The 24,225-nt window shown below is 60.3% G+C and carries 21 protein-coding genes; 12 read left to right on the top strand and 9 right to left on the bottom strand.

The window, feature by feature from the left end; genetic code table 11:
- Positions 1-35 precede the first annotated feature (35 nt).
- Positions 36-638, top strand: coding sequence for a CatB-related O-acetyltransferase (locus tag A0U93_RS13605; RefSeq protein ID WP_174807205.1), 603 nt, complete (start codon positions 36-38; stop codon positions 636-638).
- Here A0U93_RS13605 and A0U93_RS13600 read toward each other — a convergent pair.
- Both A0U93_RS13600 and A0U93_RS13595 read right to left on the bottom strand, forming a co-directional pair.
- Positions 617-1,843 carry an MFS transporter gene (locus A0U93_RS13600; RefSeq protein WP_077807806.1) on the bottom strand — a complete coding sequence of 409 codons (1,227 nt, stop codon included), beginning with the start codon at positions 1,841-1,843 and terminating at the stop codon, positions 617-619. The genes A0U93_RS13605 and A0U93_RS13600 overlap by 22 nt on opposite strands.
- Before the next feature lie 125 nt (positions 1,844-1,968).
- A complete protein-coding gene (locus A0U93_RS13595) occupies positions 1,969-2,169 on the bottom strand; it encodes a hypothetical protein (RefSeq protein ID WP_077807805.1) in 201 nt (66 codons plus the stop codon).
- A gap of 321 nt (positions 2,170-2,490) precedes the next feature.
- Between A0U93_RS13595 and A0U93_RS13590 the strand changes: the two genes are divergently transcribed.
- The 6 genes from A0U93_RS13590 to A0U93_RS13565 all read left to right on the top strand — a co-directional run bounded on the left by A0U93_RS13590 (position 2,491) and on the right by A0U93_RS13565 (position 7,479).
- Entirely contained in the window at positions 2,491-3,315 is an 825-nt protein-coding gene (locus A0U93_RS13590; protein WP_077807804.1) for a MetQ/NlpA family ABC transporter substrate-binding protein, read from the top strand.
- Positions 3,312-4,343 (top strand): methionine ABC transporter ATP-binding protein, encoded by a 1,032-nt coding sequence (locus A0U93_RS13585; protein WP_077807803.1) that lies wholly within the window; start codon positions 3,312-3,314, stop codon positions 4,341-4,343. The genes A0U93_RS13590 and A0U93_RS13585 overlap by 4 nt, the downstream gene beginning before the upstream one ends.
- Positions 4,324-4,971, top strand: a complete 648-nt coding sequence (locus tag A0U93_RS13580; protein ID WP_077807802.1) for a methionine ABC transporter permease — start codon at positions 4,324-4,326, stop codon at positions 4,969-4,971. The genes A0U93_RS13585 and A0U93_RS13580 overlap by 20 nt, the downstream gene beginning before the upstream one ends.
- A gap of 169 nt (positions 4,972-5,140) precedes the next feature.
- Entirely contained in the window at positions 5,141-5,635 is a 495-nt protein-coding gene (locus A0U93_RS13575; RefSeq protein WP_077807801.1) for a hypothetical protein, read from the top strand.
- Positions 5,636-5,662: 27 nt separating this feature from the next.
- A complete protein-coding gene (locus tag A0U93_RS13570; RefSeq protein WP_077807800.1) occupies positions 5,663-6,766 on the top strand; it encodes an ATP-grasp domain-containing protein in 1,104 nt (367 codons plus the stop codon).
- Between the two features lie 260 nt (positions 6,767-7,026).
- The gene (locus A0U93_RS13565; protein WP_077807799.1) at positions 7,027-7,479 is read left to right on the top strand and encodes a hypothetical protein; all 453 of its coding nucleotides are present in this window, start codon (positions 7,027-7,029) and stop codon (positions 7,477-7,479) included.
- 106 nt (positions 7,480-7,585) lie between these two features.
- Here A0U93_RS13565 and ilvC read toward each other — a convergent pair whose 3' ends face one another.
- Genes ilvC through miaA form a run of 4 tightly spaced genes read right to left on the bottom strand, consistent with a single transcriptional unit; the run spans position 7,586 to position 11,939 of the window.
- Positions 7,586-8,605, bottom strand: coding sequence for a ketol-acid reductoisomerase (gene ilvC, locus A0U93_RS13560; RefSeq protein ID WP_077807798.1), 1,020 nt, complete (start codon positions 8,603-8,605; stop codon positions 7,586-7,588).
- The gene (gene ilvN, locus A0U93_RS13555; RefSeq protein WP_077807797.1) at positions 8,605-9,132 is read right to left on the bottom strand and encodes an acetolactate synthase small subunit; all 528 of its coding nucleotides are present in this window, start codon (positions 9,130-9,132) and stop codon (positions 8,605-8,607) included. Before ilvN ends, ilvC begins: the two co-directional genes overlap by 1 nt.
- On the bottom strand, positions 9,132-10,925 hold the full coding sequence (gene ilvB, locus A0U93_RS13550; protein WP_077807796.1) for a biosynthetic-type acetolactate synthase large subunit: 1,794 nt from the start codon (positions 10,923-10,925) through the stop codon (positions 9,132-9,134). Before ilvB ends, ilvN begins: the two co-directional genes overlap by 1 nt.
- Before the next feature lie 42 nt (positions 10,926-10,967).
- A complete protein-coding gene (miaA, locus tag A0U93_RS13545) occupies positions 10,968-11,939 on the bottom strand; it encodes a tRNA (adenosine(37)-N6)-dimethylallyltransferase MiaA (RefSeq protein ID WP_077807795.1) in 972 nt (323 codons plus the stop codon).
- Positions 11,940-11,981: 42 nt separating this feature from the next.
- Here miaA and serB point away from each other — a divergent pair, with 42 nt between their 5' ends.
- A complete protein-coding gene (gene serB, locus A0U93_RS13540) occupies positions 11,982-12,872 on the top strand; it encodes a phosphoserine phosphatase SerB (protein WP_077807794.1) in 891 nt (296 codons plus the stop codon).
- 235 nt (positions 12,873-13,107) lie between these two features.
- Positions 13,108-13,770 carry a TetR/AcrR family transcriptional regulator gene (locus A0U93_RS13535; protein WP_077807793.1) on the top strand — a complete coding sequence of 221 codons (663 nt, stop codon included), beginning with the start codon at positions 13,108-13,110 and terminating at the stop codon, positions 13,768-13,770.
- A 38-nt stretch (positions 13,771-13,808) separates the two neighbouring features.
- Here A0U93_RS13535 and A0U93_RS13530 read toward each other — a convergent pair whose 3' ends face one another.
- A complete protein-coding gene (locus A0U93_RS13530; RefSeq protein WP_169852771.1) occupies positions 13,809-14,207 on the bottom strand; it encodes a flagellar biosynthesis regulator FlaF in 399 nt (132 codons plus the stop codon).
- A gap of 95 nt (positions 14,208-14,302) precedes the next feature.
- The gene (locus tag A0U93_RS13525) at positions 14,303-15,850 is read right to left on the bottom strand and encodes a flagellin N-terminal helical domain-containing protein (protein WP_077807791.1); all 1,548 of its coding nucleotides are present in this window, start codon (positions 15,848-15,850) and stop codon (positions 14,303-14,305) included.
- A 143-nt stretch (positions 15,851-15,993) separates the two neighbouring features.
- On the opposite strand from A0U93_RS13525, the gene A0U93_RS13520 reads away from it, so the two are divergent.
- Both A0U93_RS13520 and A0U93_RS13515 read left to right on the top strand, forming a co-directional pair.
- On the top strand, positions 15,994-17,226 hold the full coding sequence (locus A0U93_RS13520) for a putative DNA modification/repair radical SAM protein (protein ID WP_077808546.1): 1,233 nt from the start codon (positions 15,994-15,996) through the stop codon (positions 17,224-17,226).
- A complete protein-coding gene (locus A0U93_RS13515) occupies positions 17,223-18,701 on the top strand; it encodes a UdgX family uracil-DNA binding protein (protein WP_077807790.1) in 1,479 nt (492 codons plus the stop codon). The genes A0U93_RS13520 and A0U93_RS13515 overlap by 4 nt, the downstream gene beginning before the upstream one ends.
- Here the strand turns inward: A0U93_RS13515 and A0U93_RS13510 are convergent.
- Entirely contained in the window at positions 18,665-20,416 is a 1,752-nt protein-coding gene (locus A0U93_RS13510) for a tetratricopeptide repeat protein (RefSeq protein WP_147150661.1), read from the bottom strand. The genes A0U93_RS13515 and A0U93_RS13510 overlap by 37 nt on opposite strands.
- 201 nt (positions 20,417-20,617) lie before the next feature.
- Here A0U93_RS13510 and putA point away from each other — a divergent pair, with 201 nt between their 5' ends.
- Complete coding sequence (gene putA, locus A0U93_RS13505; RefSeq protein WP_077807788.1) at positions 20,618-24,220, top strand: bifunctional proline dehydrogenase/L-glutamate gamma-semialdehyde dehydrogenase PutA; 3,603 nt, start codon at positions 20,618-20,620, stop codon at positions 24,218-24,220.
- The last annotated feature ends 5 nt before the right edge of the window (positions 24,221-24,225 follow it).

The following is a 24,225-nucleotide window of genomic DNA, read 5'->3' as shown; positions in this document are numbered from 1 at the left end:
CCGCATTTCTCCCTGCGTGAACTTCAGGAGGCTCCGTGGCGCGCCATCCGAAAAAGGTCTTTCCCGCGCTGACGCGTTATCAACTCGCTGCGGACATCGAGCGGTGGGGCTGGTCCATCGGCCCTTATACCTATGGGCATCCCAGCATTCTCGAACCCGAGATGGCCGGACTCTCCATCGGCAATTTCTGCTCGATCGGATCGGATGTCACCATCATCCTCGGCAATCATCGCATGGATCTGGCAACGACCTATCCTTTCGGCGTCCTGGGTGAATTCTGGGACAGTGCGCCCCATGGCTATGAAGATCACGAAGGGCGCGGCGACGTGGTGATCGGGCACGACGTATGGTTCGGCATCGGCAGCAAGATCCTGCCCGGCACGCATATCGGTTCCGGCGCGGTGATCGGCGCCGGTGCCGTCGTGCGCGGCACCGTTCCGCCATATGCCATCATGGCGGGCAATCCCGCGCGACTGGTGCGCAGGCGCTTCGATGACGCCACCATCGCGCGCTTGCTGGACCTCGCATGGTGGGACTGGCCGGAGGAACGCATCCGCACGGCGATCCCGCTCCTGATGTCCGAGAATATCGAGCCGCTGCTCGCCCTGGGCGCGCCTCAGGAAACGCCGGAAACCTGATTCCTTCGGAAGGCCAGATAGCGCGCGGCGACAAGTGCCGCCGCCAGACCCGAAAGCGCCGCGACGCCCAGCGCCCAGCGCGGCCCGAAATGATTGGCGACCCACCCCACCATCGGCGCGCCGACCGGCGTACCACCGAGCGCCACGGCCAGACGGATCGCCATCACGCGGCCGCGCATCTCGGGTTCGCTCGTGAGTTGCATCAGGGTATTGGTGGTCGTCGTCAGCATCAACGTCGCTACGCCGACGAGCATCAGCATCGCGCCGAACACCGCATAATCGGGCGCCAACGCCGCCAGTGCGCAACCGAGGGCGAACGCACCCGCTCCCGTCAGGAGCGACCGAAAATCCGCGCGCTCCTGACTGGCCGCCGCCAACGCACCAGCCAGCGTGCCGACGGCCATGAGCGTCGTCAGCAAACCGTATCGGCCCGCGCCCACATGGAACACGCCAACCGCCATGGTGGAAATGAAGATCGGGAAATTCAGGCCGAACGTGCCGATCAGCGCCAGAATCACCACGATCGCGCGCAGATCCGGCCGCCGCCAGACATAGCGGGCACCTTCGATAAACCCACCGCGTGCAGGTTTTGCACGCGCATTGCGATGGAGATCCGCGACCCGCAGGAACAGAAGCGAGATCAACACGCCGAGGAAGGACAATCCGTTCAGAACGAACGCCCAGCCGGAACCGAGCACCCCGATGCACAGCCCGGCAACGGCAGGACCGATCATCCGCCCGGCATTGAACGATGTGGAATTCAGCGCGACCGCATTGAGCAGATCCGCCTCTCCAGCCAATTCGGAGACGAAGCTGTGACGCGCCGGCGCATCGAATGCATTCGCGCATCCGAAAACGAACGCGAAGACGTCAACCTGCCAGAGCCGCGCCACACCACCAACGACCAGAAGCCCAAGAGCGAGCGCCAATACGCCCATGACCGCCTGCGTTATCAGCAGGAGTTTGCGCCGATCGAGGCGGTCGGCGGCATATCCCGTCCATGGCAACAGCAGAAGCTGGGGCGCTGATTGCAACCCCATGACGACACCCACGGCAGCCGCGTTATGATGGGTAAGTTCCGTGAGGACCAGCCAGTCCTGCGCAGTGCGCTGCATCCATGTCCCGATATTCGATACCGCCGCGCCCGCTGCCCAGATACGATAATTGCGGTTGCGCAGTGAGCGGAACGTCCGGCTAAAATCCATACCGCCACAGTATGAACTCAGGACCAATCCGACAATTCAAAAGGATGACAGGCGCCGCCCGCAGGCACTCTCGCCAATGATCGCGGGGCCGGCAATCGCCACATCGCTCAATCTGGAAAGAAAGTTCAGGCGTGTCTCCAGCCACCCTGCGAACGGAACTGGCTGATCACTTTACGGCGCAGCGACCCGAGATCCGGCAGGACGACGTCATGAAGGATTTTTACGCTCGCATGCGTGGCATAGAAGCGACGCGCACCCTGCTGTCCAAGCAGGATCGCCGCGCCCAGAAAAACGCCGTCGATTTCAATGATTGTCGAACTCAACATTTGATGTGGCCTTGAAACCTTGAGCCTGCGAATGCCCGGGCACATAGGCACATGCGTAAGCGGCCTATCCTTGGGCGATATATGAAGCCGGGTCGACCGGCCTATAGCGGCGATCCAGCCGCCATCTACACGAACGTTGCCTTGGCATGCTTCCAGTTCCACCGTTTCAGCGGAGCCTTTTCACGCCTCTATCCGATGGTGTCAACAAAAAAACATTATGGTTGCGTCTTTTTGTTCGTGACAATACATAGATCCACTCATTTAGTTCGTTTTTATTGTCTTCCTTGTTTCTTGCCATCTCCCATATCGAGTTTCGTCATCATGTCTGTGCTCCCGCTCCTGTCCCGCCGTTTGACGCTCAGTCTGCTCGGCAGCGCGTCCCTTGCCACGATAACCCGTGCCAGAAGCGCAGATCATGCGGACAAGGTGCTGCGTGTCGGCATCATGTCGGGGGAGGACGAGGACGTCTGGCGCATCGCCGCAGCAAACGCTGCCAAAGAAGGCCTGACCCTCAGGATCATCACCTTTTCGGACTACAACGCGCCGGACGAGGCGCTGGCGGAACATGAACTCGACGTCAACGCCTTCCAGCACGGCCCATTCCTTCAGGCCCAGAGCGCCGCGCATGGTTTCCACATCACGCCTGTGGGCAATACCTATTTCGCACCGATCGGCCTTTATTCGCAGCGCTGGAAATCCCTTGCCGCGCTACCGAACAACGCCGTGATCGGCGTGCCGAACGATCCCAGCAACGAGGGACGAGCCCTGAAACTGCTGCAAGGTCTCGGCGTGCTGAAACTATCCGACAGCGCGGGACTGTTGCCCACGGCACTCGATATCACGGACAATCCGCATAACGTGACGATACGCGAACTCGATGCCGGCGTGGTCGGGCGCGCGCTGCCGGATCTGGATGCGGCGATCGTCAACACCGACTGGGCGCGTAAGGCCGGCATCGATATCGACAGGCAGCGCATCGGACAGGAGACGCTACAGAACAATCCCTATGTCTGCTTCATCGCCGTCAACGACGAGGACACCCATGCGCCGTGGGTCGCGACACTCGTCAATGCCTTCCATCAGCCCAATGTGCGTCAGGCGCTGATCGACGTTTATCACGGCGCCATTGTCCCCGCCTGGTCATGAGTCTTCTGCACGTCGAGCACATCAGCCATCGCTTTCACGGCCGAACAGCACTGGACGATGTCAGCTTCGACATCGAGAGAGGCGAGATCGTCGGCGTTATCGGACGCTCGGGAGCGGGAAAATCCACGCTCCTGCGTTGCCTCTGCGCGCTCGAACGGCCGCAGGAAGGACGCATCCTCCTTGATGGGGCGGACCTGACATCACTTGGCGAACGCGAGCTGATTGCGGCGCGGCGCAGGATCGGTCTGGTCTTCCAGCATTTCAACCTGCTGGAATCACGCACGGTCGCCGGCAACATCGCCCTGCCCCTGCAAATCGCCGGCACGCCGCGAAAAACGCAGGCACAGCGTGTAGCGGAACTGATCGAACTGGTCGGCCTGTCGGGACAGGCCGGGAAACGACCATCGCAGCTTTCCGGCGGCCAGAAGCAACGTGTCGGCATCGCACGCGCGCTTGCGGCAGGGCCCGCCCTGTTGCTCTGCGATGAAGCAACCTCGGCGCTGGACCCCGCCACCACCACCGCCATCCTCGAACTCCTGACGGACATCAACCGCCGGCTTGGCCTGACCATCGTCCTCATCACGCATGAAATGGACGTCGTCCGACGTTTCGCACGGCGGATACTGGTGCTGGATCACGGTCGCCTCGTGGAAGATGGCAGTATTGCGGACCTCGTGCGCGATGGCGTCGAGAACCGGCAGATCGCCACACTCCTTGCGGACATCCGGCCACAATTGCCGCCGGCGTGGCAACAACGCCTGCAAGCGGAACCCTCCCCCGGTTCAGCGCCCGTCGTTCGTCTGACGATCGGTCCCGACAACACCGATTTGCCGCTCCTTTCAACGCTTGGCAGCCGCTTCAGCGTCGAGGCGACGATTGTCCAGGGCGGTGTCGTCGATCTGGCGGGGGCGTCGACAGCCGACATGATCCTGCGGCTTTCAGGCAACGTGCCGCCGGACGCTTTCACCTTCCTGCGGGAAATCAGCCAAACAATGGAGACGCTCGGTCATGTCCCGGCTGATCGCTGAACTCGTCCTTCACGCCCTTTTCGAGACGCTGGAAATGGTTCTGGCATCCGGGGCCATCGCCGTGATCGGCGGCTTGCCGCTGGCCCTGCTGATGATCGCGACGGGCCGCGGCGGTCTTGTTCACGCACCGTGGATCGCCAAATTCCTTGGTTTCCTGATCGACGTGGTGCGCGCCATCCCCTTCATCATTCTCCTCGTGCTGCTGATTCCCGTCACGCGGCTGCTCGTCGGGACGTCCCTTGGCACGACGGCGGCCATCGTGCCGCTCTCCATCGCTGCTGTGCCCTACTTCGCGCGGATTGCCGAAGTATCGCTACGAGAGGTCGATGCCGGGCTCGTCGATGCTGTCCGCGCCATGGGCGGTTCGCGCTGGATGGTCGTGCGCCATGTCCTGATCCCCGAGGCACTGCCCGGCCTCGTCGCCGGACTGACGGTGACATTGGTGACCCTGGTTGGCGCATCGGCCATGGCCGGCACGATTGGCGCCGGCGGATTGGGCGATCTCGCCATTCGTTATGGCTATCAACGCTTCAACACCACGGTCATGCTCAGCGTGGTCGGCGTCCTTATCCTTCTCGTCGGCGCTATCCAGGCAATCGGCACAGGGGTGTCGCGTCGCCTGCGCTGATGCTTCCATACATCGTTGCCATTTAACTGTTTTTTGAAGTGTTTTTATTGGTTAACTCACCGTTTTGGCGTTTTTTCTTTACAAACACGATTAGGTTCTGTTTTATCCAATCCATCGCCGATTGCGGCCTGTCTTTTGCCGCGCGGTAGCGCTTGATGGAGAGGTTACAATGGGACTGTTCCCCGGCTGGCGCGCACCCGAGTTTCCCCTCGTCATCGCAGGGCGCGCGACGACTTTCCACGCATGGCGGCGGGAGAAATGGAGCGTTGTCCTGACCCGCCCTGCGGATTTCACACCAGCCAGCCTGCGCTGCGGCATTGCGTCCGTCGACGGCAACGCGGTTCGTCTGCTGGGCTTGTGCGCACCCCACACGGTTCCGCAGGGCCACGTCACCGCTGGCGCGGAATTCGGCGGCCTGCATGTCGTCGCCGATCCACAGCGGAAGATCGAAAAAATCTGGGCCGGTCCGCAGATGGAACTGGGCCCCGCAGAGCCACCGATCGAGGAACATGCAGCCTATCTGATCGCACCCAGCGGCCATATACGGCGCACCTTGTCGTTCCTTCCGGGCACGCAACAGGATTTCACCACTGTCCTTCGAACGCTGGCGTCTTTCGATGCACCTTTTCTGCTTCGAGACCGTGAACTGCCCTATGCTGCATGACCACGAGACGACTGCCGGCCATCCGTCATGAGTGACGCGCTTCGAAACGCAGGTCGAATTTCGGTGTCGGACAAGGATGCGCGTATGGAACGCGTGCTGTCGCCTTCGGAATTTCTTCCAGGATGGGTCATCTATGGCCCTCTGGTTATCTTCTGGATATTGTCTGGTCTGCGTTATCGCGACTTCGCCGTGGCGACGCTCGCCAACCCTCATATCCCGAGCGGCGGCCTCTGCAACGAGAGCAAGAGCGAAATCCTGGCGCAGGGCGGCCCAGACGCCACGCGTCATGTCGCGCCCTGGCGCACCTTCCCGACAGGCCCCGCAGCCTTCGAAACGGCACTTAAGGAAATGAGCGCGGCCGGTTTCTCTTTTCCGGTCGTGCTGAAGCCCGATATCGGCTGCAAGGGGGCCGGTGTGCGCCTTGTCTCCAGCCGGGAACAGTTACGGGATACGCTGCGCCAATACGCTGATGACACGCTCGTCATGCTGCAGGCGTTCATCCCCTACGAGAACGAGGCCGGCATCTTCTACTCGCGCCAGCCGACCGAACAGCATGGCCGCATCCTGTCGATGACTTTCAAGTCGCCCCCGGAAGTGACGGGAGATGGCGTGAGAACGTTACGCGATCTCGTGCTGGCGCATCCGCGCGCCGGCAAAGTCCCGCACATTTATCTCCCGAGACTGACAGGACGCCTTGATACGATTCCGAAGCAGGGAGAGCGCGTTCGTCTCGTTTTCACCGGCAATCACTCCAAGGGATCGCAATTTCGGGATGCTACGTCCCTCGTCTCCCGCCAGTTGAGTGAGCGCATCGACAGGATTGCCCAGTCCTACCCGGATTTTCATCATGGGCGGATCGATCTCCGCTTCAGATCAATCGACAGCCTGCGGGCCGGTCAGGATTTTCAGATCATCGAGGTCAATGGCATCGGTTCCGAACCCATCCATATGTGGTCGCCCGAAAAGAACCTGCTGGATATCTACCGCATCCAGTTCGACTTCTACGGACGCGCGTTCCGCATCGGCGACCTGATGAAGAAACGCGGCCATCGCGGCGCCGGCACCATGAACATGCTGTGGCAATGGCGTCGACAGACCGCGCTGATCGCCACCTATCCCCAAAGCGAGTGAGACAACCCCGGATGACATGTCGGTCCGCCCACACTGCTTCGTATCCGACGACCGTCGCGATGCCCTCATCATGTCCTGTGTCGCCGTCGTGTCGCAGCATATCCATCCCGAGGTAAGCCCGGGCAGGCAATGACGACGAAAGCACCAGCGATGCCTCGCCGTGGTGGCTGATCGTCCCCTGCCTGACAAGCGCCGCCCCATCGCCAGTCAACAGTCCGGCTTCGGCGCCATGAAAAGCCAATTATTTCCAGAGAATATCCATGACACGTTCGATTCCCCTGACCATTTCGCCCGCAACAGGTGCAACCCGGCGATCCCCGCGCCTTGAGGAAAAAAGGAGCCGTTCCACCGCAGACATTGCGCCGGCTCTCTGGGCGGAGAAAACCAGTTCCGGAGCCATTCGCCGCCTCAATCTCGATGACGCCAACAAGGTGCAGGAGGTCTGGCTGACAAAGCATGCGCTGCGTCGCAACGTGCAGGCCGTGCGCGGCACCGCGCGCGACGATGGCTGGTTCACGCCGGAGGACGGCAGCCACGCCTTTCGTCTGGGCAAGGACTGCTTCTTCACCCGGGAAGAAGCACAGGAATATGCTGACGGCAAACGGCGCCAGCTTATCGCATCCCTCAAGCGGCGTATCGGCAGCCTTGAGTCGCTGCTCAAATCCGACGATCAACCATCGGCCAGACGACGCCGAAGCAAATCAGCCGCCTGACGACGATCGCAAGTGTCGAACGAACCTCTTTGACCGAGAGGCGCCCGGCATAAAAAAGCCCCACACCTTGGTGCGGGGCTCATTCTCCGATTCAATCGGCAAGATTTTAGTTGCGGGCCTTGTCCACCAGCTTGCCCTTGGCGATCCAGGGCATCATCTCGCGCAGCTTCTCGCCCACCTTCTCGATCTGGTGCGCGTCGTTGCGGGCACGAATGGCCTTGAAGCCCACACCGCCGGACTGGTTCTCCAGAATGAAATTACGCACGAACGTGCCATCCTGAATATCGGTCAGCACACGCTTCATCTCTGCCTTGGTTTCCGGCGTGACGATGCGCGGCCCCGTGACATATTCGCCGTATTCCGCCGTGTTCGAGATCGAATAGTTCATGTTCGCGATGCCGCCTTCGTAGATCAGATCCACGATCAGCTTCATCTCGTGCAGGCACTCGAAATAGGCCATTTCCGGCGCATAACCGCCTTCGACCAGCGTTTCGAAACCCGCGCGGATCAGTTCGACAAGACCACCGCACAGCACGGCCTGCTCGCCGAACAGATCGGTTTCGACTTCTTCCTTGAAGCTGGTCTCGATGATGCCGGCGCGACCACCACCATTGGCCGATGCGTAGGACAGCGCGATTTCCAGCGCCGAACCGGATGCATTCTGCGCAACCGCCACCAGCGACGGCACGCCGCCACCCTTCTGGTATTCGGAGCGAACCGTATGGCCGGGCCCCTTCGGCGCAATCAGGAACACATCCAGATCCGGACGGGCCTCGATGATGCGGAAATGAATGGAAAGACCGTGCGCGAATGCCAGTGCCGCGCCCTGCTTCAGGTTCTTCTCCAGATGTTCCTTATAGAGCGCACCCTGGCCCTCATCCGGCGTCAGCACCATGACGACATCGGCCCAGGCCGCGGCTTCGGACGGGCTCATCACCGTGAAACCGGCGTCCTGCGCCTTCTTCACCGCCGAGGACTCAGGACGCAGGCCGATGACGATCTCCGGAACGCCGCTGTCCTTGAGGTTGTTGGCGTGCGCGTGACCCTGGCTGCCGTAGCCGATGATCGCGACCTTCTTGCTCTTGATCAGACCCAGATCGGCGTCGCGATCGTAATAGACACGCATCAGAAAGACTCCTGGTTGGAATGAAAGGTTTCAGGCCCGCGCGTGATGGCGGCGATACCGGTTCGCGATACCTCGGCCAGACCCAGCGGGCGCATGAGTTCGACAAACGCGTCGATCTTCTCCGCCGCGCCCGTCATCTCGAAAACGAACGAGCCCGCCGTCGTATCGACGATGCGCGCCCGGAAAGCGTCGGCGATGCGCATGCCTTCGGTGCGTGACTCGCCATGGCTGACAACTTTGACCAAAGCCATCTCGCGCGCCACATAAGGCCCGCTGGCCGTCAGATCGCTGACGCCATGCACGGGGATCAACCGGGCGAGCTGCGCCTTGATCTGCGCGATCACCATCGCCGTGCCCGAGGTCACGATCGTGATACGGGAGAGGGACTGTGCCGGATCGACGACCGAAACCGTCAGGCTCTCGATATTGTAGCCGCGCCCGGAAAACAGCCCGACGACGCGCGCCAGCGCACCGCTCTCGTTCTCGATCAGCACCGCGATAACGGCTGTTTGAATATCGTCGGACATCAGACCAGCATCATCCCTTCCTGCGTCACTTTTGCGGCATTGGCTTCGGCATCCGGGCCCAGCAACATCTCGTTATGCGGCGCGCCCGACGGAATCATCGGGTAGCAGTTTTCATCCTGCGCAACACAGATATCGGCGACAACCGGACCGTCATGCGCCAACATGCGTTCGATCACGCCATCCAGCTCGCCGACGCACGTCGCACGAAGCCCCGTTCCATGAAATGCTTCGGCCAGTCGCACGAAATCGGGCAGCGCCTCGCTGTAAGACTGCGAATACCGTGAACCGTGCAGCAATTCCTGCCATTGCCGGACCATGCCCATATAGCGGTTGTTCAGGATGAACAGCTTAACCGGCAGGCGATATTGCGCGATCGTCCCCAGTTCCTGAATATTCATCAGGGTCGACGCTTCACCGGCGATATCGATCACCAACGCATCGGGATTGGCCACCTGCGCGCCCACGGCGGCTGGAAGACCATAACCCATCGTCCCGAGACCGCCCGATGTCAGCCAGCGGTTCGGCTTGTCGAACTGGAAGTGCTGCGCGGCCCACATCTGGTGCTGGCCGACCTCCGTGGTCACAAACGTGTCACGCCCGGTGGCGCTTGCCAGTTCATACAGACGCCGGACGGCATATTGCGGCCTGATAATGGCATCGGCCTTCTTGTCCTGCTCGAAACCGAAGCTGTCGAGCGCCCGCCACGCCTCGATCTGCGCCCACCATTCGGAAATATCCTGCCCATCGCCATCCCAGGCGGCCAGCAACGCCTCGATCGTGCGCCCGACATCGCCCTGAAGCGCCACGTCCACGCGGATGATCTTGTTGATCTGGGACGGATCGATATCGGCATGCACCTTGAATGAATCCGGGGAGAACGCATCAACCCGTCCTGTCACGCGATCGTCGAAACGCGCGCCGAGCGCGATCAGGAGATCGCAGCCATGCGTCGCCAGATTCGCTTCATAACTGCCATGCATGCCCAGCATGCCAAGGAACTGCCTGTCGGTGGTGGGGAACGCGCCCAATCCCATCAATGTCGAAGTGACGGGAAAACCCGTGCGTCGTGCAAGCTCGCGCAGCGCGGCTGAAGCCTGCGGCCCGGAATTGATGACACCGCCGCCCGTGTAAAAAAGCGGTCGTTTGGCACGCTTCATCGCGGCGATCGTCTGCGCCAGCGCGTTACGGTCCGCATCCAGACGTGGGTTGTAAAGACGGTGCAGCCGACCCTGCCCGGGTGCCGGCATGGGCGCCTTGCCGACCGTGATGTCCTTCGGCAGGTCGATCAGAACCGGACCGGGCCGACCGCCACGCGCCACCTCGAAAGCCTCACGCACGATCGGCGCCAGGTCGGACGGCCGCTTGACCAGGTAATTGTGCTTGGTCGCAGGACGCGTGATGCCGGTCGTATCCGCTTCCTGAAACGCATCATTGCCGATCAGCGCCGTCGGCACCTGTCCCGACAAACAGACTACAGGAATGGAATCCATCAGCGCGTCGACCAGACCCGTCACGGCATTCGTGGCACCCGGACCGCTGGTGACCAGCACCACGCCCACCCTGCCCGTCGAGCGCGCATAGGCTTCCGCGGCATGCACGGCAGCCTGTTCGTGCCGCACCAGCACATGCCGTATGCTATCCTGCTTGAAGAGCGCGTCGTAGATCGGCAGCACGGCGCCGCCCGGATAGCCGAAAATAACCTCGACACCCTGTTCGACGAGGACGCGCAGAAGCACCTCGGCGCCATTCAGCGCTGGTGTGTTCCGTTCATCCTGTCGTATCGACGCGTCCATTGATCGCACCCCTCTGGTTGAGCGGGCGGGTTTAGGCGGTGCTTAGACGCACGTCAATCGCTCATGTATGAAAATTTCTATTTTATCTGATTCTCTTTTCGAAAGTTGCGCAGACGGGTCGAATCTATCGCGCGAAATGTATGTGTCTTCGTCAGTTGCCAGAGAATGATGATTGAACCATGTCGCCTGTCGGCGCGTGTAGCGTCCCGTCGCCAGGACTGCCCGTTCCAGCGCTTCGTCCAGACCGATCGTCCCATGACGGTAAGCGATCAATTCCGGCACGCCATGCGCACGCATGGCTGGCAGGGCGGATGAAAGATCGCGTGCCATCAGGGCATCCACTTCCGCCAACGCTCCCTCGTCGAGCATTGTCCGGAATCGCTTTGCGATTGCCTCCCGCAACAAGGGGCGCGGGGGATCGAGACGCACGGCCAGAAACCGGCAGGGTGCAGGCGGCAGACCCGGTTGCTTCCGCCACCATGCCAGACCATGCCCCGTACCGCGCCAGACTTCCCAGGCGCGCGCAATCCGCTGCCCATCCGTGGCGCGAAGGCCGCTTGCCGTTTCCGGGTCCACTGCCGCCAGCCGCGCATGGACGGATGCCGCGCCCTCCACCTCAATCATCGTACGCGCTTCCTCCCGCGCCGATGCCCCCGGATCCGGCACTTCGACCAGACCATCCGTGAGTGCCCGGAGATACATGCCTGTGCCCCCGCACAGGATCGGCACAGCACCGGCACGCCAGGCAGTTGCCATGGCGTCAAGCGCCGCCGAGCGCCACCACGCCACACTGCCCGCCTTTTCCGCATCCAGCACACCGTAAAGCCGATGAGGGGCAGCGTTTTCATCGTGCTCCGACGGGCGTGCCGTCAGAACGCGCAAGTCGCGATAAACCTGCATTGAATCGGCATTGAGAACATGTCCCCCGAACCGCGTTGCCAGATTCAGCGCGAGCGCCGACTTGCCCGAGCAGGTCGGTCCCGCCACAATGATCGCGATCCGGGAGTGTGTCATGGCGCATCCCCTGCCATAATCGTCGTTAGTTTTCGAGCCCAGATGACCCTTCCTTATGTTTTGACTCTTGTCGCCAATCGTGAAAACGGCACACTTCCCACCGCGGTGATCGACGTTGCGCGAAACATGGTGAAGGGCGCCAAGCCCAACATCCTCTCGCCGGGCGAAGCGGTCGACATCCCCTGCCCCGCACCCGGTGCCGGCTCGCCGTCGGCAGCGACGCTGCGCGCAAGTTTCGCACGACATCAGGTCGACGCGCTGCTGCTGAAAAGTCGTGGACGCCGCAAGGCCGTGCTGGTTGCCGACATGGACAGCACGATCCTGAAGAATGAAACGCTGGACGATCTTGCGGATCTCTTAGGATGTGGCGACGAGGTGCGGCGCATCACTGAGGCGTCGATGAACGGCGAAATGGACTTCGATGCGGCGCTTCAGGCGCGCGTCGCGTTACTAAAAGGGAAAAACGCCGACACCCTGAAAAAAGTCCTCGAAAAGCTCGTCATTCAGGACGGCGCAAAAACGCTGGTCCAGACCATGAAAGCACATAACGCACGCACGGCGTTGGTCTCGGGTGGGTTCACCTATTTCACCCATCATGTTGCTGCGGCGTGCGGTTTCGATGAGCATCACGGAAATGAACTTGCCATACGGAACGGTGTCCTGACCGGAGAGCTGGCAGCACCAATCCTGGGCCCCAATGCCAAACTTCAGCATCTCGAACGCCTTGCGGCGGAACGAGGCGTCAAGTTAGGCGCCACGTTGACCACCGGTGATGGCGCAAACGATCTTCCCATGTTGAGAGCAGCCGGGCTGGGGATTGCATATCACGCAAAGCCACACGTTCGCGAGGAGATCGTAACGCAGGTCAATCATGCGGGCCTGCGTGCGCATCTTTTTGCACAAGGCTATCCAGCGCAGGCATTCGTTTCGTGATGTGACCTGCGTTGTCTGCGCATCTTGGATGCAATCAGGCCGTAGCGGTCAAAGCCTAAGGATTTGCCTTCCTCGATTATGCGCAAGCCCAGCAGCCCGCCGCACACGACGCACCTGACCGATCGGACAATTAATTCTTGCGCTGATCGACCGGTTCGGTCAGCATAGGAAAGATCTGAATGATCTTCCTGCGCTCAATTTGTGCGCCTTTCATATATCACGGACCCCTATTCTGATGCCTGACGACTTCGCCAACTCTGCTTCAAACCCGGAGGATGCGTCGGCAACGCAACACTTTTGTGCAAAGCGTCAACAGGTCTTGCGCGGCGCAGAGGCCGTTTTTCTGGAACATGGCTACGAAGGCGCGTCGATGTCCCAGATCGCGCAACGCGCCAAGGTCTCAAAAGGCACGCTCTACAATCACTTTGAAAATAAAGCCGATCTTTTTGCTGCGCTAATTGATGAACTCAGCAGACTCAAACTTGCAACGATGTTCGAGCGCATTTCAACGCCTGAAGGAAATTGTGCAGAAACACTTGTTACGGCTGCTGCTGAATTTATCACTATCCTAATTAGCCCAAGCCCGGTGGGCATGTATCGAATTATTGTTTCCGAAGCACCCAAATTTCCTCATCTGGCGGACATCTTCTGGCGTTACGGTTCCGGCATCGTATTGAGGAATATGTCGGCATGGCTTGAAAACGAGAGCAAAAAAGGCAATCTCGCGATAGATGACCCTGTTTTCGCAGCCGAGCAATTCTTCGCATTGTGCCAGACACGAATTATTCAACGTCGGCGACTAGAGCTTCCCGTTGATTGCAGCAAGGCGGCCATTCAAGAAGTTGCGCGAAAGACAGGGGATGCCTTTCTGAAAATATACGGTCCTGTCCAGTCCTGAACGTGGACTTTGCCACCAACAATCACCTCATGCTGGCACTACACTGCCATTCCGAAAACGCCGTCATGTCTTTCTGACTTTTGCTGAGCAACCTCTTTTGATTGATTCAAACCATCAATCATATCCCGATTGATATCTATCAAAGGTTGTAGATCGCTTGAGTCGTTTAACGCGGCATTGCTGAAATTCATGACCCACCCGCCCAGGCTAATCAGGTCTTTTTTCAATAAATCCGGCAAAAGATTGTCGGTCCGATCCACGCCGCGCGTCAAAATACTCCACATCATATAATTGATACGAAGCGCCGAACGCCGCTCGTCCACTGTGCCGGCATTGAGAAGAAGATTATTCGCTCTTTTAAAGGAGTCAATTTCGACATCCTTCGAAGAGAGACCACTGTCCGTCTGCCGGACATACCTCGAGACCGCGTAATTCAATTTTATGCCTTTATATCAAATTTGAATTTTCTCTGAAATACGGCTGCTCATTGAGCCGCCCCAATCGGCATTACCTCTCGAGGCGGCTTTGGTTGTTAGCCCCTGAAGAGACTCAATAGGGTTGAAGACTGTGAATTGGCAATTGAGAGCGACTGGATTGCAAGTTGTTGTTTTGTCTGGAGCGACGTCAGTTTGGCGCTCTCAGCAGCCAGATCCGCGTCGGTCAGCGCACCCACACCGGTCGTCAGCGCATTCGACAAACTGCTGACCGAGGTCTGTATCTGGGAGACCTGATTCGTGCTCGATCCAAGCGATACCGAAATCGAGCCCATTTTCGTAATAGCTGCCTGCACGGTCGCCAGTGCAATTTGTGACCCGCTTGCCGCCGATCCCGTCACATCCGTTGTCACGGCCGCACCCGATGAATCATTGAGTGTTTTTCCGAACGAAGGCAGATTGGATGTGCCATCAATATTGTTGCCGCTGATTGTCAGCGTATTGTTGGCATCCGCTGTCACCTGAAAGCCGGCGTTGGACATGGCGGTCGTCAACAAATCGGTCTGCGCCTGGGTCTGCGCTGAAATTTTCGACCCCGTCGTCGCGGTCGAGGGCAGAGCCGACGCCGATTTGGTGTTCACATCCACGACAACGGTCTGAGCCGTTGCATTACCATTCGCGTCGAAGGCAGTCGACGCGGTAAACGTCGTATTCCCGCTGGCATCCTTTGACGCGGTGATGGACGTTCCATTGCTGAAGGCATAAGTCGTATTGCCGCTGCTATCGGTCGACTGCTTGCTAAGGGTGACCGACGTATCCGTATCCGAAATCGTACCGTCAGTGCCGACCGTCAGATTTGCCGCCGTCGTAATGCCGATTGCCGAAGCCAGTTGAGCACCAATGGTGGCATTCGACGAAAGCCCGGTCGAACTGCCGGTTCCCCCATGATTATCCATGACGAAATTGTAGCTGATCGCCGGATTTTGTGCTGTGCCGGTGCTCGCCGTCGCAGCGGTATTTTTGATTTGCAGATTACTCGCAGCCGCAGTCGTTCCCGAATCCGCGTTGACGAACTGGTCTTTCCCCAAGTCGATGGAAGCGCCCTGCTGATTGATATTCAGACCTGCCAGCCCCAACCCTGCGGACGTGGCATTGAAGCCGCTCTGTGTGTAGAGCGTGCCGTTGACGTCCTGCGCCGTCGAGATCGACGTGTATTTCACCCCATTACCAGTGGCGCCGGAGAGAAGGTTGATTCCCTGCATCGTCGCGCTGTTGGCGTAGGAATCGATCTGCGACAGCGTATTGTTGATTTGCTGCTGCATGGTGTTGGCGTTGAAGCCATTCGACTCGGCGGTGATAATGCTTTGCGACAAACTCGATAGCGCCATCGAAATATTCGAGGCCTGTGTCGATGCCGTATTCAACACCTGGCCGGACAACTGCAAACCCGACTGAACACCCGAAAGGGCCGCAATCTGCGAATTCATCGACTGCGAGATCGCATAGACCGCGGGGTTGTCCGAGGCGGAATTGACATCCTTGCCGGTCGAAACCCTGTTCTGCGTCTGATTTAACGCTGCGGTCGTCTGGTTAAGGCTCTGAAGCGCCGCCATTGCGGCATTATTGGTGTTGATCGACAGGCTCATGGAATTTTCTCCGCTTTTGCAATTTTTTGCAGAGCCAGATGAGCATCGAATCGGTTAACAAATTCCCAACAGTTTTTACGATGCCGTGGGCCCACGCTTTTTTCTTTGTGTTTTCCGAATAAGAACATATGGTGAACTTCGCTATGAAGAAAACGCTTTCCGCTCGCCTCGCCATTCTTTCAGATGCCGCAAAGTATGACGCTTCCTGTGCGTCAAGCGGTGCGGAAAAACGCGACTCCCGCCAATCGGGAGGCCTGGGGTCGAATGCGCGCAGCGGTATCTGCCACTCCTACACGCCGGATGGCCGCTGCATCTCACTCTTGAAAATCTTGCTGACGAATTTCTGCATTTATGATTGTGCCTATTGCATCAATCGGTCCTCATCGAATGTTGAACGAACGAGATTTTCAGTCGAGGACGTGATTTTCATTACCCTGGAGTTCTACAGAAGGAACTATATCGAAGGGCTTTTCCTGTCGTCAGGGATCATCCGCTCGTCCGATTACACGATGGAGGAGATGGTACGCGTCGCACGCGACTTGCGGCTGAAACACAATTTTCGCGGATATATTCATCTCAAGACAATCCCGGACGCCGCGCCACATCTGCTGGAAGAAGCCGGACTTTATGCCGATCGTGTCTCGATCAATGTCGAGATGCCGACCGAAACAGGCCTTGCTCAATACGCCCCACAAAAACGGTCGTCCGGCATTCGGACGGCGATGGGAAACATGCGACAGAATATCGAAGCCAGTCGCGACAAGAGCCTTACCGGTCGGGTCGCACGCCGCTTCGCGCCCGGTGGGCAAAGCACGCAGATGATTGTCGGTGCCGATAGCTCGAACGACAGCGCCATCCTGGCCAGCAGCGCGTCACTTTATAGCGGATATCACCTCAAACGCGTTTATTATTCAGCTTTCAGCCCTATTCCCGAAGCATCCAGCCTTCTTCCGGCAATGCAGCCACCACTACAGCGCGAACATCGCCTGTATCAGGCGGACTGGCTGTTTCGCTTTTATGGTTTCGATTTTCATGAGATCACGGCTTCGCGTCCCGATGGGATGCTCGATCTCGACCTCGATCCCAAGCTTGCCTGGGCGCTGGATAATCGTGCGCTGTTTCCGCTCGATCTTAATCGCGCCAGTCGCGAAATGCTGCTTCGCGTGCCGGGATTGGGGCCACGTGCCGTCTCGGCCATTCTGTCCTCCCGCCGGCATCGTCAATTGCGCCTGGAGGATTTAAGCCGCCTGAACGTATCGCTCCGCAAACTGAAACCATTTGTTCATGCGCCTGGATGGTCGCCGAGCGCTCTGACGGATCGCCGCGACCTGCGAACACTGTTTCTGCCCCAGCCAAAACAATTGTCACTGTTATGAAATTCACCCTTACTCAAGCCGATAACGGTCGATTCGAAACGTGGCGGCACCAGGCGCGACAGGCCTTGCAGGCTCAAATCACGCCGGAACAGATCGAATGGCGGCTGGCCGGTCAGGACGAAATGCTGTGGTCGACCATGAACGAAACCGACCTCACCCAATGCCCGCCGGTCAGAACACAGATCACGTTGCGCCCCTCGACACTGAAGCTTCTGGAGGATGTCATTCGGCATCGCGATCCGGATCGCTTTACTCTCGCCTATCGACTGGCCTGGAGAAGCCAGGCGGAACCGAACCTGATGGCGATCAAGACCGATAGCGATGTCGTACGGGCATATCGCATGCAACATCAGGTGCGGCGCGATGCGCATAAGATGAAAGCTTTCCTGCGTTTTCGGGAACATCTTTCGCCCGCGGGCGATCGTCGCCAATTTCTGGCGTGGTTCGAGCCTGAGCACCATATTCTCGAAGTCGTTGCTCCATTTTTCACGGCGCGCTTCGCTGACATGGATTGGGTCATCCTGACGCCGAGAGGATCAATCGCCTGGGACGGCACCTCATCATCCATCTCACTGGAACTCTGCGCACAGCCCGCCATCAGCGATGACATGGATGCACTCTGGCTGACCTACTATGAATCGATTTTCAATCCCGCGCGCATCAAGACCAAGGCGATGCGCGCCGAAATGCCGAAACGTTACTGGAAGAACCTGCCTGAGGCGTCGGCCATTCCCCATCTTCTTGCTACAGCCGAGGCCCGTGTTCTGGCGATGGCCCAACAGACAAGCGGTGAAGCACCTGCATTTCACCAGCGTCTGACCGAACGGCAGGCACAGCCGGTCGATATCGGTAGCGACGCGATCGACCTGCCGTCACTCAGACACGATCTGACCGCCTGCCGTCGCTGTGCGTTGCATTGCCATGCCACGCAAACGGTGCCGGGCACTGGCCCGGATCACGCCCGACTGATGATAATCGGCGAACAACCCGGCGATCAGGAAGACCTGAAAGGAACGCCCTTCGTCGGACCCGCGGGTCAGGTGCTGAACGCCGCAATGCGGCATACAGGTCTGGACCGCCACTCGGCCTATCTGACAAACGCCGTGAAACATTTCAAATTTGCCCCACGTGGGAAACGCCGCATCCATCAGACGCCGACCGCGCACGAAGTCGATGCCTGCCGTTGGTGGCTCCGGCAGGAAATCGCCATCGTCAGACCATCGCTGATCGTAACGCTAGGCGCCACGGCGCTCAAATCACTCACCAACCAGACTCTTGCACAATCCCGCGGTCGTTTGACGATCATGGAGAACGGAACCGCACGGCTGGCAACCATACATCCTTCATATTTGCTTCGTCTTCCGGACGCGGAACGCCGCCAGTCGGAAGAAGCACGTTTCCATGCCGATTTGCAGCAGGCCTCCAAATGGCTGCGGGATCATGCCACGCGGGACTTCGCCGGTGCGGAAGCATGATAGATTTGTGAGAACTGCGTCAGAAGCTCTCGCGCCTCCTCGATGACGCTGTCCCAATCACCCGGTTGCGACTGTCGCAAAATGCGCATTCCAGGATACCAGGGAGTGTCGCTTCTGTTTTCCATCCACCGCCAGCAATTGTCGAAGCGGGATATCATCCAGACCGGCATGCCCAGCCCGCCCGCAAGATGGACGATCGACGTATCGACGGCAATCAACAGGTCGATGCCCGACAGACGTGCGGCCGTATCGGCAAAGTCCAGAATTCCATCGGTCACGTCCACGACCGGAAGTCCCGACGTCTCAATTTGTTCCCGCGCCGCACCTAACTGAAAACCTGCGAAACGCACGCCGGGAACGGTGAACAATGGCGCCAATCTGGCAAGATCGACCGACCGACGGCGGTCGATGATGTGCGCCCGCGCCTGACCCGGGCGCGGATCGCCTGCCCAGACGAGTCCGACGATCAGATCGGGCCATGCGGCATTGCCTGCCATATGGTTTCGGACCGCGTTTCCCTGCCGGACACGCTCAGTAAGCGGCACGCTCAAATAAGATGCGTCAGGAACGGAAGCGACAGTCAATCCGACGCGAAGCGGCAAACTCGCCAGCGGGCAATGAAAATCGAATGTCATCCAGGGCGTCAGCGCCGATACAACATGCGTGACGCCGACCACATCACTTAGCAAACGCACGAGCGGTTGAGGCACCTGAAGCGTGACCTCGGCACCCAGCGCCGCGACCGTGGACGCCAGCCGCACGAATTGCAGCGTGTCACCATAGCCTTGCTCGGCATGCAGCAGGATGCGGCGTCCCGACAAGTCCTCCCCTGACCATATCGGCGCATTGATATCGTTACGCGGTCGCTGGCAGTCGCGCCAGCGCCACTCATATTCCCGCCACCCCTCTTCGTACCGACCAGCCTTCAGAAATGCGGTTGCACGGGAAAACCGTGTCGCCGGATGCTCGGCGTCATGCCGTAGCGCCTGATCGAAAATCCCGATCGCGTCGGCTGCCCGGTCCAGATTCAGCATGGCATGGCCGAGATTGTGCAACGCCGCGTGCGTCTCGGGGCCCATTGCGAGCGCTTTCTCCGCAGCGCCGCGCGCCGCATCGAAATCGCCCAGCCCGGCCAGCGCGGAACTGAGATCGACAAGGTACAGCGCACGGGTCGGATCGTTTTCGATGGCCTGCCGAAGATAGTCGATGCCGGAAGCGAGATGCCCCTGAACGACAAGCAGGCATCCCAGCCGATGCTGGACCGCTGCGACTGACGGCGCGATCTCGAGACTGCCTCGATACAGCCTCTCTGCCTGATGCTGATCGCCGGCGGATTCGAAGAGCATACCCAACAGGAAATGCGCATGACCTGCCGATGGCAACGTCTCCAGTGCCCTTTGCCGCTCTGCAGTCGCTTCCTCCCCGCGCTTCAAAAGCTCGAGACATGCGATGAACAGCAAACGGATCGGGAAGTCATCTTTCAGCCGCAGCCGACGCTTCAACGGCGCGTATGCCTGGACAGGCTTTCCGGCCTTCATATGTGCTTCGCCCAGGATCGACAAACTCTCCCGGTCTTCGGGATCGTATGCAAGAACGCGCACGGCCATGCGACGCGCCGCAACGAACTCCCGGGCGGCAAGGTGGCAGCGTGCCTGATGTCGCATCGCATCCCGGTCAGACGCATTGGTAACGCTACAGTCATGAGGATTGCGCACGCGAGCCCTTCCCACCTTTTCCCATCGAAAGGGCAGTATGCCGGGCCCGGCTTAAATAACTCTTAATCGAAAAATGCCGTCATAATGATCGTTGCCCATGCCGCGCTGATTTTCAAACCGGCGACGATCCTCTACATCGCAAGACATGCAGGCGTGTTTCGATATGCCTGCGCCCTCCTCGTATTTTTTTTCTGAGAAGCCATGAACGTTTTCGCCGGTTTACTCGCCTCGCAGCCGGAGCCGTGCGCCCTTCGGGACGCCATTTCCCAGGCACGGCGCCTGCCGGAGCCACAATGCATGGCAGCGCTTCTCGAAACCGCCAAGCTGACGCCACGGCAAACCGCCGAGGCCGACGCCACCGCGCTGATGCTGGCGCAGAATCTCCGCACGCGCGGCGCGGGCAATGGCGTCGAGGCTTTGATGCAGACGTTCTCCCTCGGTTCGGAGGAAGGCGTGGCGTTGATGTGCCTGGCCGAGGCGCTCCTGCGTATTCCGGACGCCGCCACACGCGACGCCCTTATCCGCGATCAGATCGGACGCAATACATGGAGCGATTATATCGGGCGCAATCAACCCACGCTGGTGAACGCCGCCGCCTGGGGCATGTCGCTCACGAGCCGTCTGTCGGCCTCGCCGAACGGCCTGCGCGGCCTTGTCGCGAAAGGAAGCGCGCCTTTCGTCCGACAGGGAATCAACCGTGCGATCCGCATGATGGGTGGCCAGTTCGTCATCGGGGAGACGATCGCGCAGGCGCTCCGTCACAGCAGTACGCGCGAGCATGAAGGCTTCACCTATTCATACGACATGCTCGGCGAAGCGGCGCTGACCGCCGCCGACGCCGCGCGCTTCCGTCAGGATTATATCGACGCGCTCGAAGCCCTCGGCAGGCACGCGCGGGGGGATACACTTTACGAACGCCCCGGCCTGTCCATCAAGCTCTCCGCCCTGCACCCGCGTTACAGCCGCGCGCAGCGGGCGCGCGTGATGACGGAACTGGCCCCGATCCTGAAGGCCCTTGCCGTCCGTGCGAGGCAGTTGAACATCGGGCTGAATATCGATGCCGAGGAAAGCGAACGGCTCGAACTCTCGCTCGACCTGCTTCAATCCCTCTGCGAAGCGCCCGAACTGGCCGGCTGGAACGGCATCGGCTTCGTGGTGCAGGCCTACGGCAAACGCGCACCACGCGTTCTGGAATGGCTGATTGCCCTGGGCGCACGCACGGGTCATCGTCTGATGGTGCGACTGGTCAAGGGCGCCTATTGGGATAGTGAGATCAAGCGGGCGCAGGTCGAGGGACAGGACGACTTCCCCGTTTTCACGCGGAAACATCATACGGATATCAGCTATATCGCCTGCGCGCGCCAGTTGCTCGACGCGCCGGATTATATCTATCCACAATTCGCGACCCACAACGCACGCACGATCGCGACGATCCATGCGCTTGCCGGACCGCACTCTCCGGGCCGATATGAGTTCCAGTGCCTCCATGGCATGGGCGAAACGACCTATCAGCCTGTCGTTTCGAAACAGGGATTGAATGTCCCTTGTCGAATCTATGCGCCCGTCGGTGCCTACGAAACACTTCTGGCGTATCTGGTGCGCCGTCTGCTGGAAAACGGCGCCAACTCGTCCTTCGTCAATCAGGCCGCCGACGCCAACATGCCGATCGAACGTCTGATCGATGACCCGATCGACACCGCGCACGCCGCAGCGCTCCCGGGCAGCGCCAACGAGCATATCGCGCGCCCTCCTCAATTATTCGGGCCGGAACGGCGCAACGCGCTGGGCATCGATCTGACGGACGAGCCTACAATCCGCGCACTCAGCGCGACCCTGTCCACGCCCCGCCACTATCGTGCCGCGCCGACCGTCACCCCGGCAGCCACTTCCCCCCGGCGCGGACGGGTGGTTCATAACCCGGCCATCGGCGAAGACCATATCGGCGAGGTGATCGACGCGACGCCCGCCGACATTCTCGCCGCACTCGACCGCGCCGCGACCTCACCCATTTGGGCCGGACGCACGCCGGACGAACGCGCCACCCCGCTCGAGCGCGCCGCCGACCTGCTGGAAGGCGCTGATTACGAACTGCTCGGCCTGATCGTCCGCGAGGCGGGCAAAAGCTTCCCGAATGCCATCGCCGAACTGCGCGAAGCCGTCGATTTCCTTCGGTTCTACGCGGCCCAGATCCGGGCAACATTCGACAACGCCACACACACGCCGCTTGGGACGATCGTCTGCATCAGCCCATGGAATTTCCCGCTCGCCATTTTCATCGGGCAGATCGCCGCCGCACTGGCTGCCGGCAACAATGTAATCGCCAAGCCCGCCGAGGAAACGCCGCTGATCGCCGCGCGTGCGGTAGAACTCCTGCACGAAGCCGGTATTCCGCCCGACGCGCTGCAATTCCTGCCCGGCGACGGCACGGTCGGCGCGGCGCTGGTTGAAGACCCGCGCGTGGACGGCGTGATGTTCACCGGCTCCTCGGCTGTGGCCAAACTCATCAGCCGCCAGCTGTTCGGTCGTATCGGCCGCAACGGACAGCCCGTACCGCTGGTCGCCGAAACCGGCGGCCAGAACGCGATGATCGTGGATTCCTCGGCACTCCCGGAACAGGCTGTCGCCGATATCATCGCTTCCGCGTTCGACAGTGCCGGACAACGCTGCTCCGCCCTGCGCGTACTCCTCGTGCAGGAAGAATGTGCCGACCGCCTGCTGACCATGCTCTGCGGCGCCATGCGCGAACTGCGCGTCGGCAATCCGGCCCTGCTCGAGACGGATATCGGCCCCGTCATCTCCGCCGAGGCTCAGGCCCGCATTGACGACCATATCGACCGGATGCGCCGTGCCGGACGCAAGATCTGGCACACGGAACTCTCGCCGGACTGCGTGCGCGGTCATTTCATTGCGCCGACGCTGATCGAGATCGGACGCGTGGCCGATATCGGCGGGGAGGTTTTCGGCCCTGTCCTGCATGTGCGTCGCTTTGCACGGTCGGAACTCGACGGCGTGGTCGATGCGGTCAATGCCACCGGTTACGGCCTGACGTTCGGCGTGCACAGCCGCGTCCGCTCGACCATCGAGCGCGTTTGCTCGCGGATCAACGCCGGCAATCTCTACGTCAATCGCAACATGATCGGTGCCGTGGTCGGCTCCCAGCCATTCGGCGGCAATGGCTTGTCCGGAACCGGTCCCAAAGCGGGCGGCCCACTGACGCTTCGTCGCCTGCTATCGGCATGCCCTGCCTATTCGCCGCTCGTTCCCGGCAGCGTTCCGGCGACGGCGCGCTCATTACTGGCCTTCCTGGAAACGCGGGAGCCATCCGCTGCCCGCCGCGCGCGCGATGCGATCGGCCACGCATTGTGTGGCGCCTCACTCACACTGCCCGGCCCGGTCGGCGAGACAAACGTACACACGCTGATCCCGCGCGGTCCGGTCATCTGCGCGGCGGATAGCTGGCCAGCCGTTCTGGACGCCGTTGGCATCGCGCTTGCTGCCGGCAACACAGCACTCGTGGCAGCCCCCGATGCCGCGGTGGAATGGATGACACGCCTGCCGCCCTCGCTGGTGTCGCATATCCAGCGGATCGATCCGGGCGCGATCCCCGAATGCGCTGCGATCCTGATGGAGCCGCATTCCCCCACCGCCGAACAGGTAGCGGCAACCGTCACGGCACGCGAAGGCCGTGTGGTGCCGATTTACATGATCGAGGGCACGCGCCCGGAGTGGTTGCTGGAGGAGCGGGTTGTCACGACCAACACCGCCGCGGTGGGTGGCGATGCGGCCCTGATGGCGGTGTCCTGAGCCGA

The sequence above is a fragment of the Neoasaia chiangmaiensis genome (genome assembly GCF_002005465.1).
GTDB lineage: Bacteria > Pseudomonadota > Alphaproteobacteria > Acetobacterales > Acetobacteraceae > Neoasaia > Neoasaia chiangmaiensis.
Note: the sequence above shows the minus strand (reverse complement) of the source record. Positions and strands in the feature narration are given on the sequence as shown.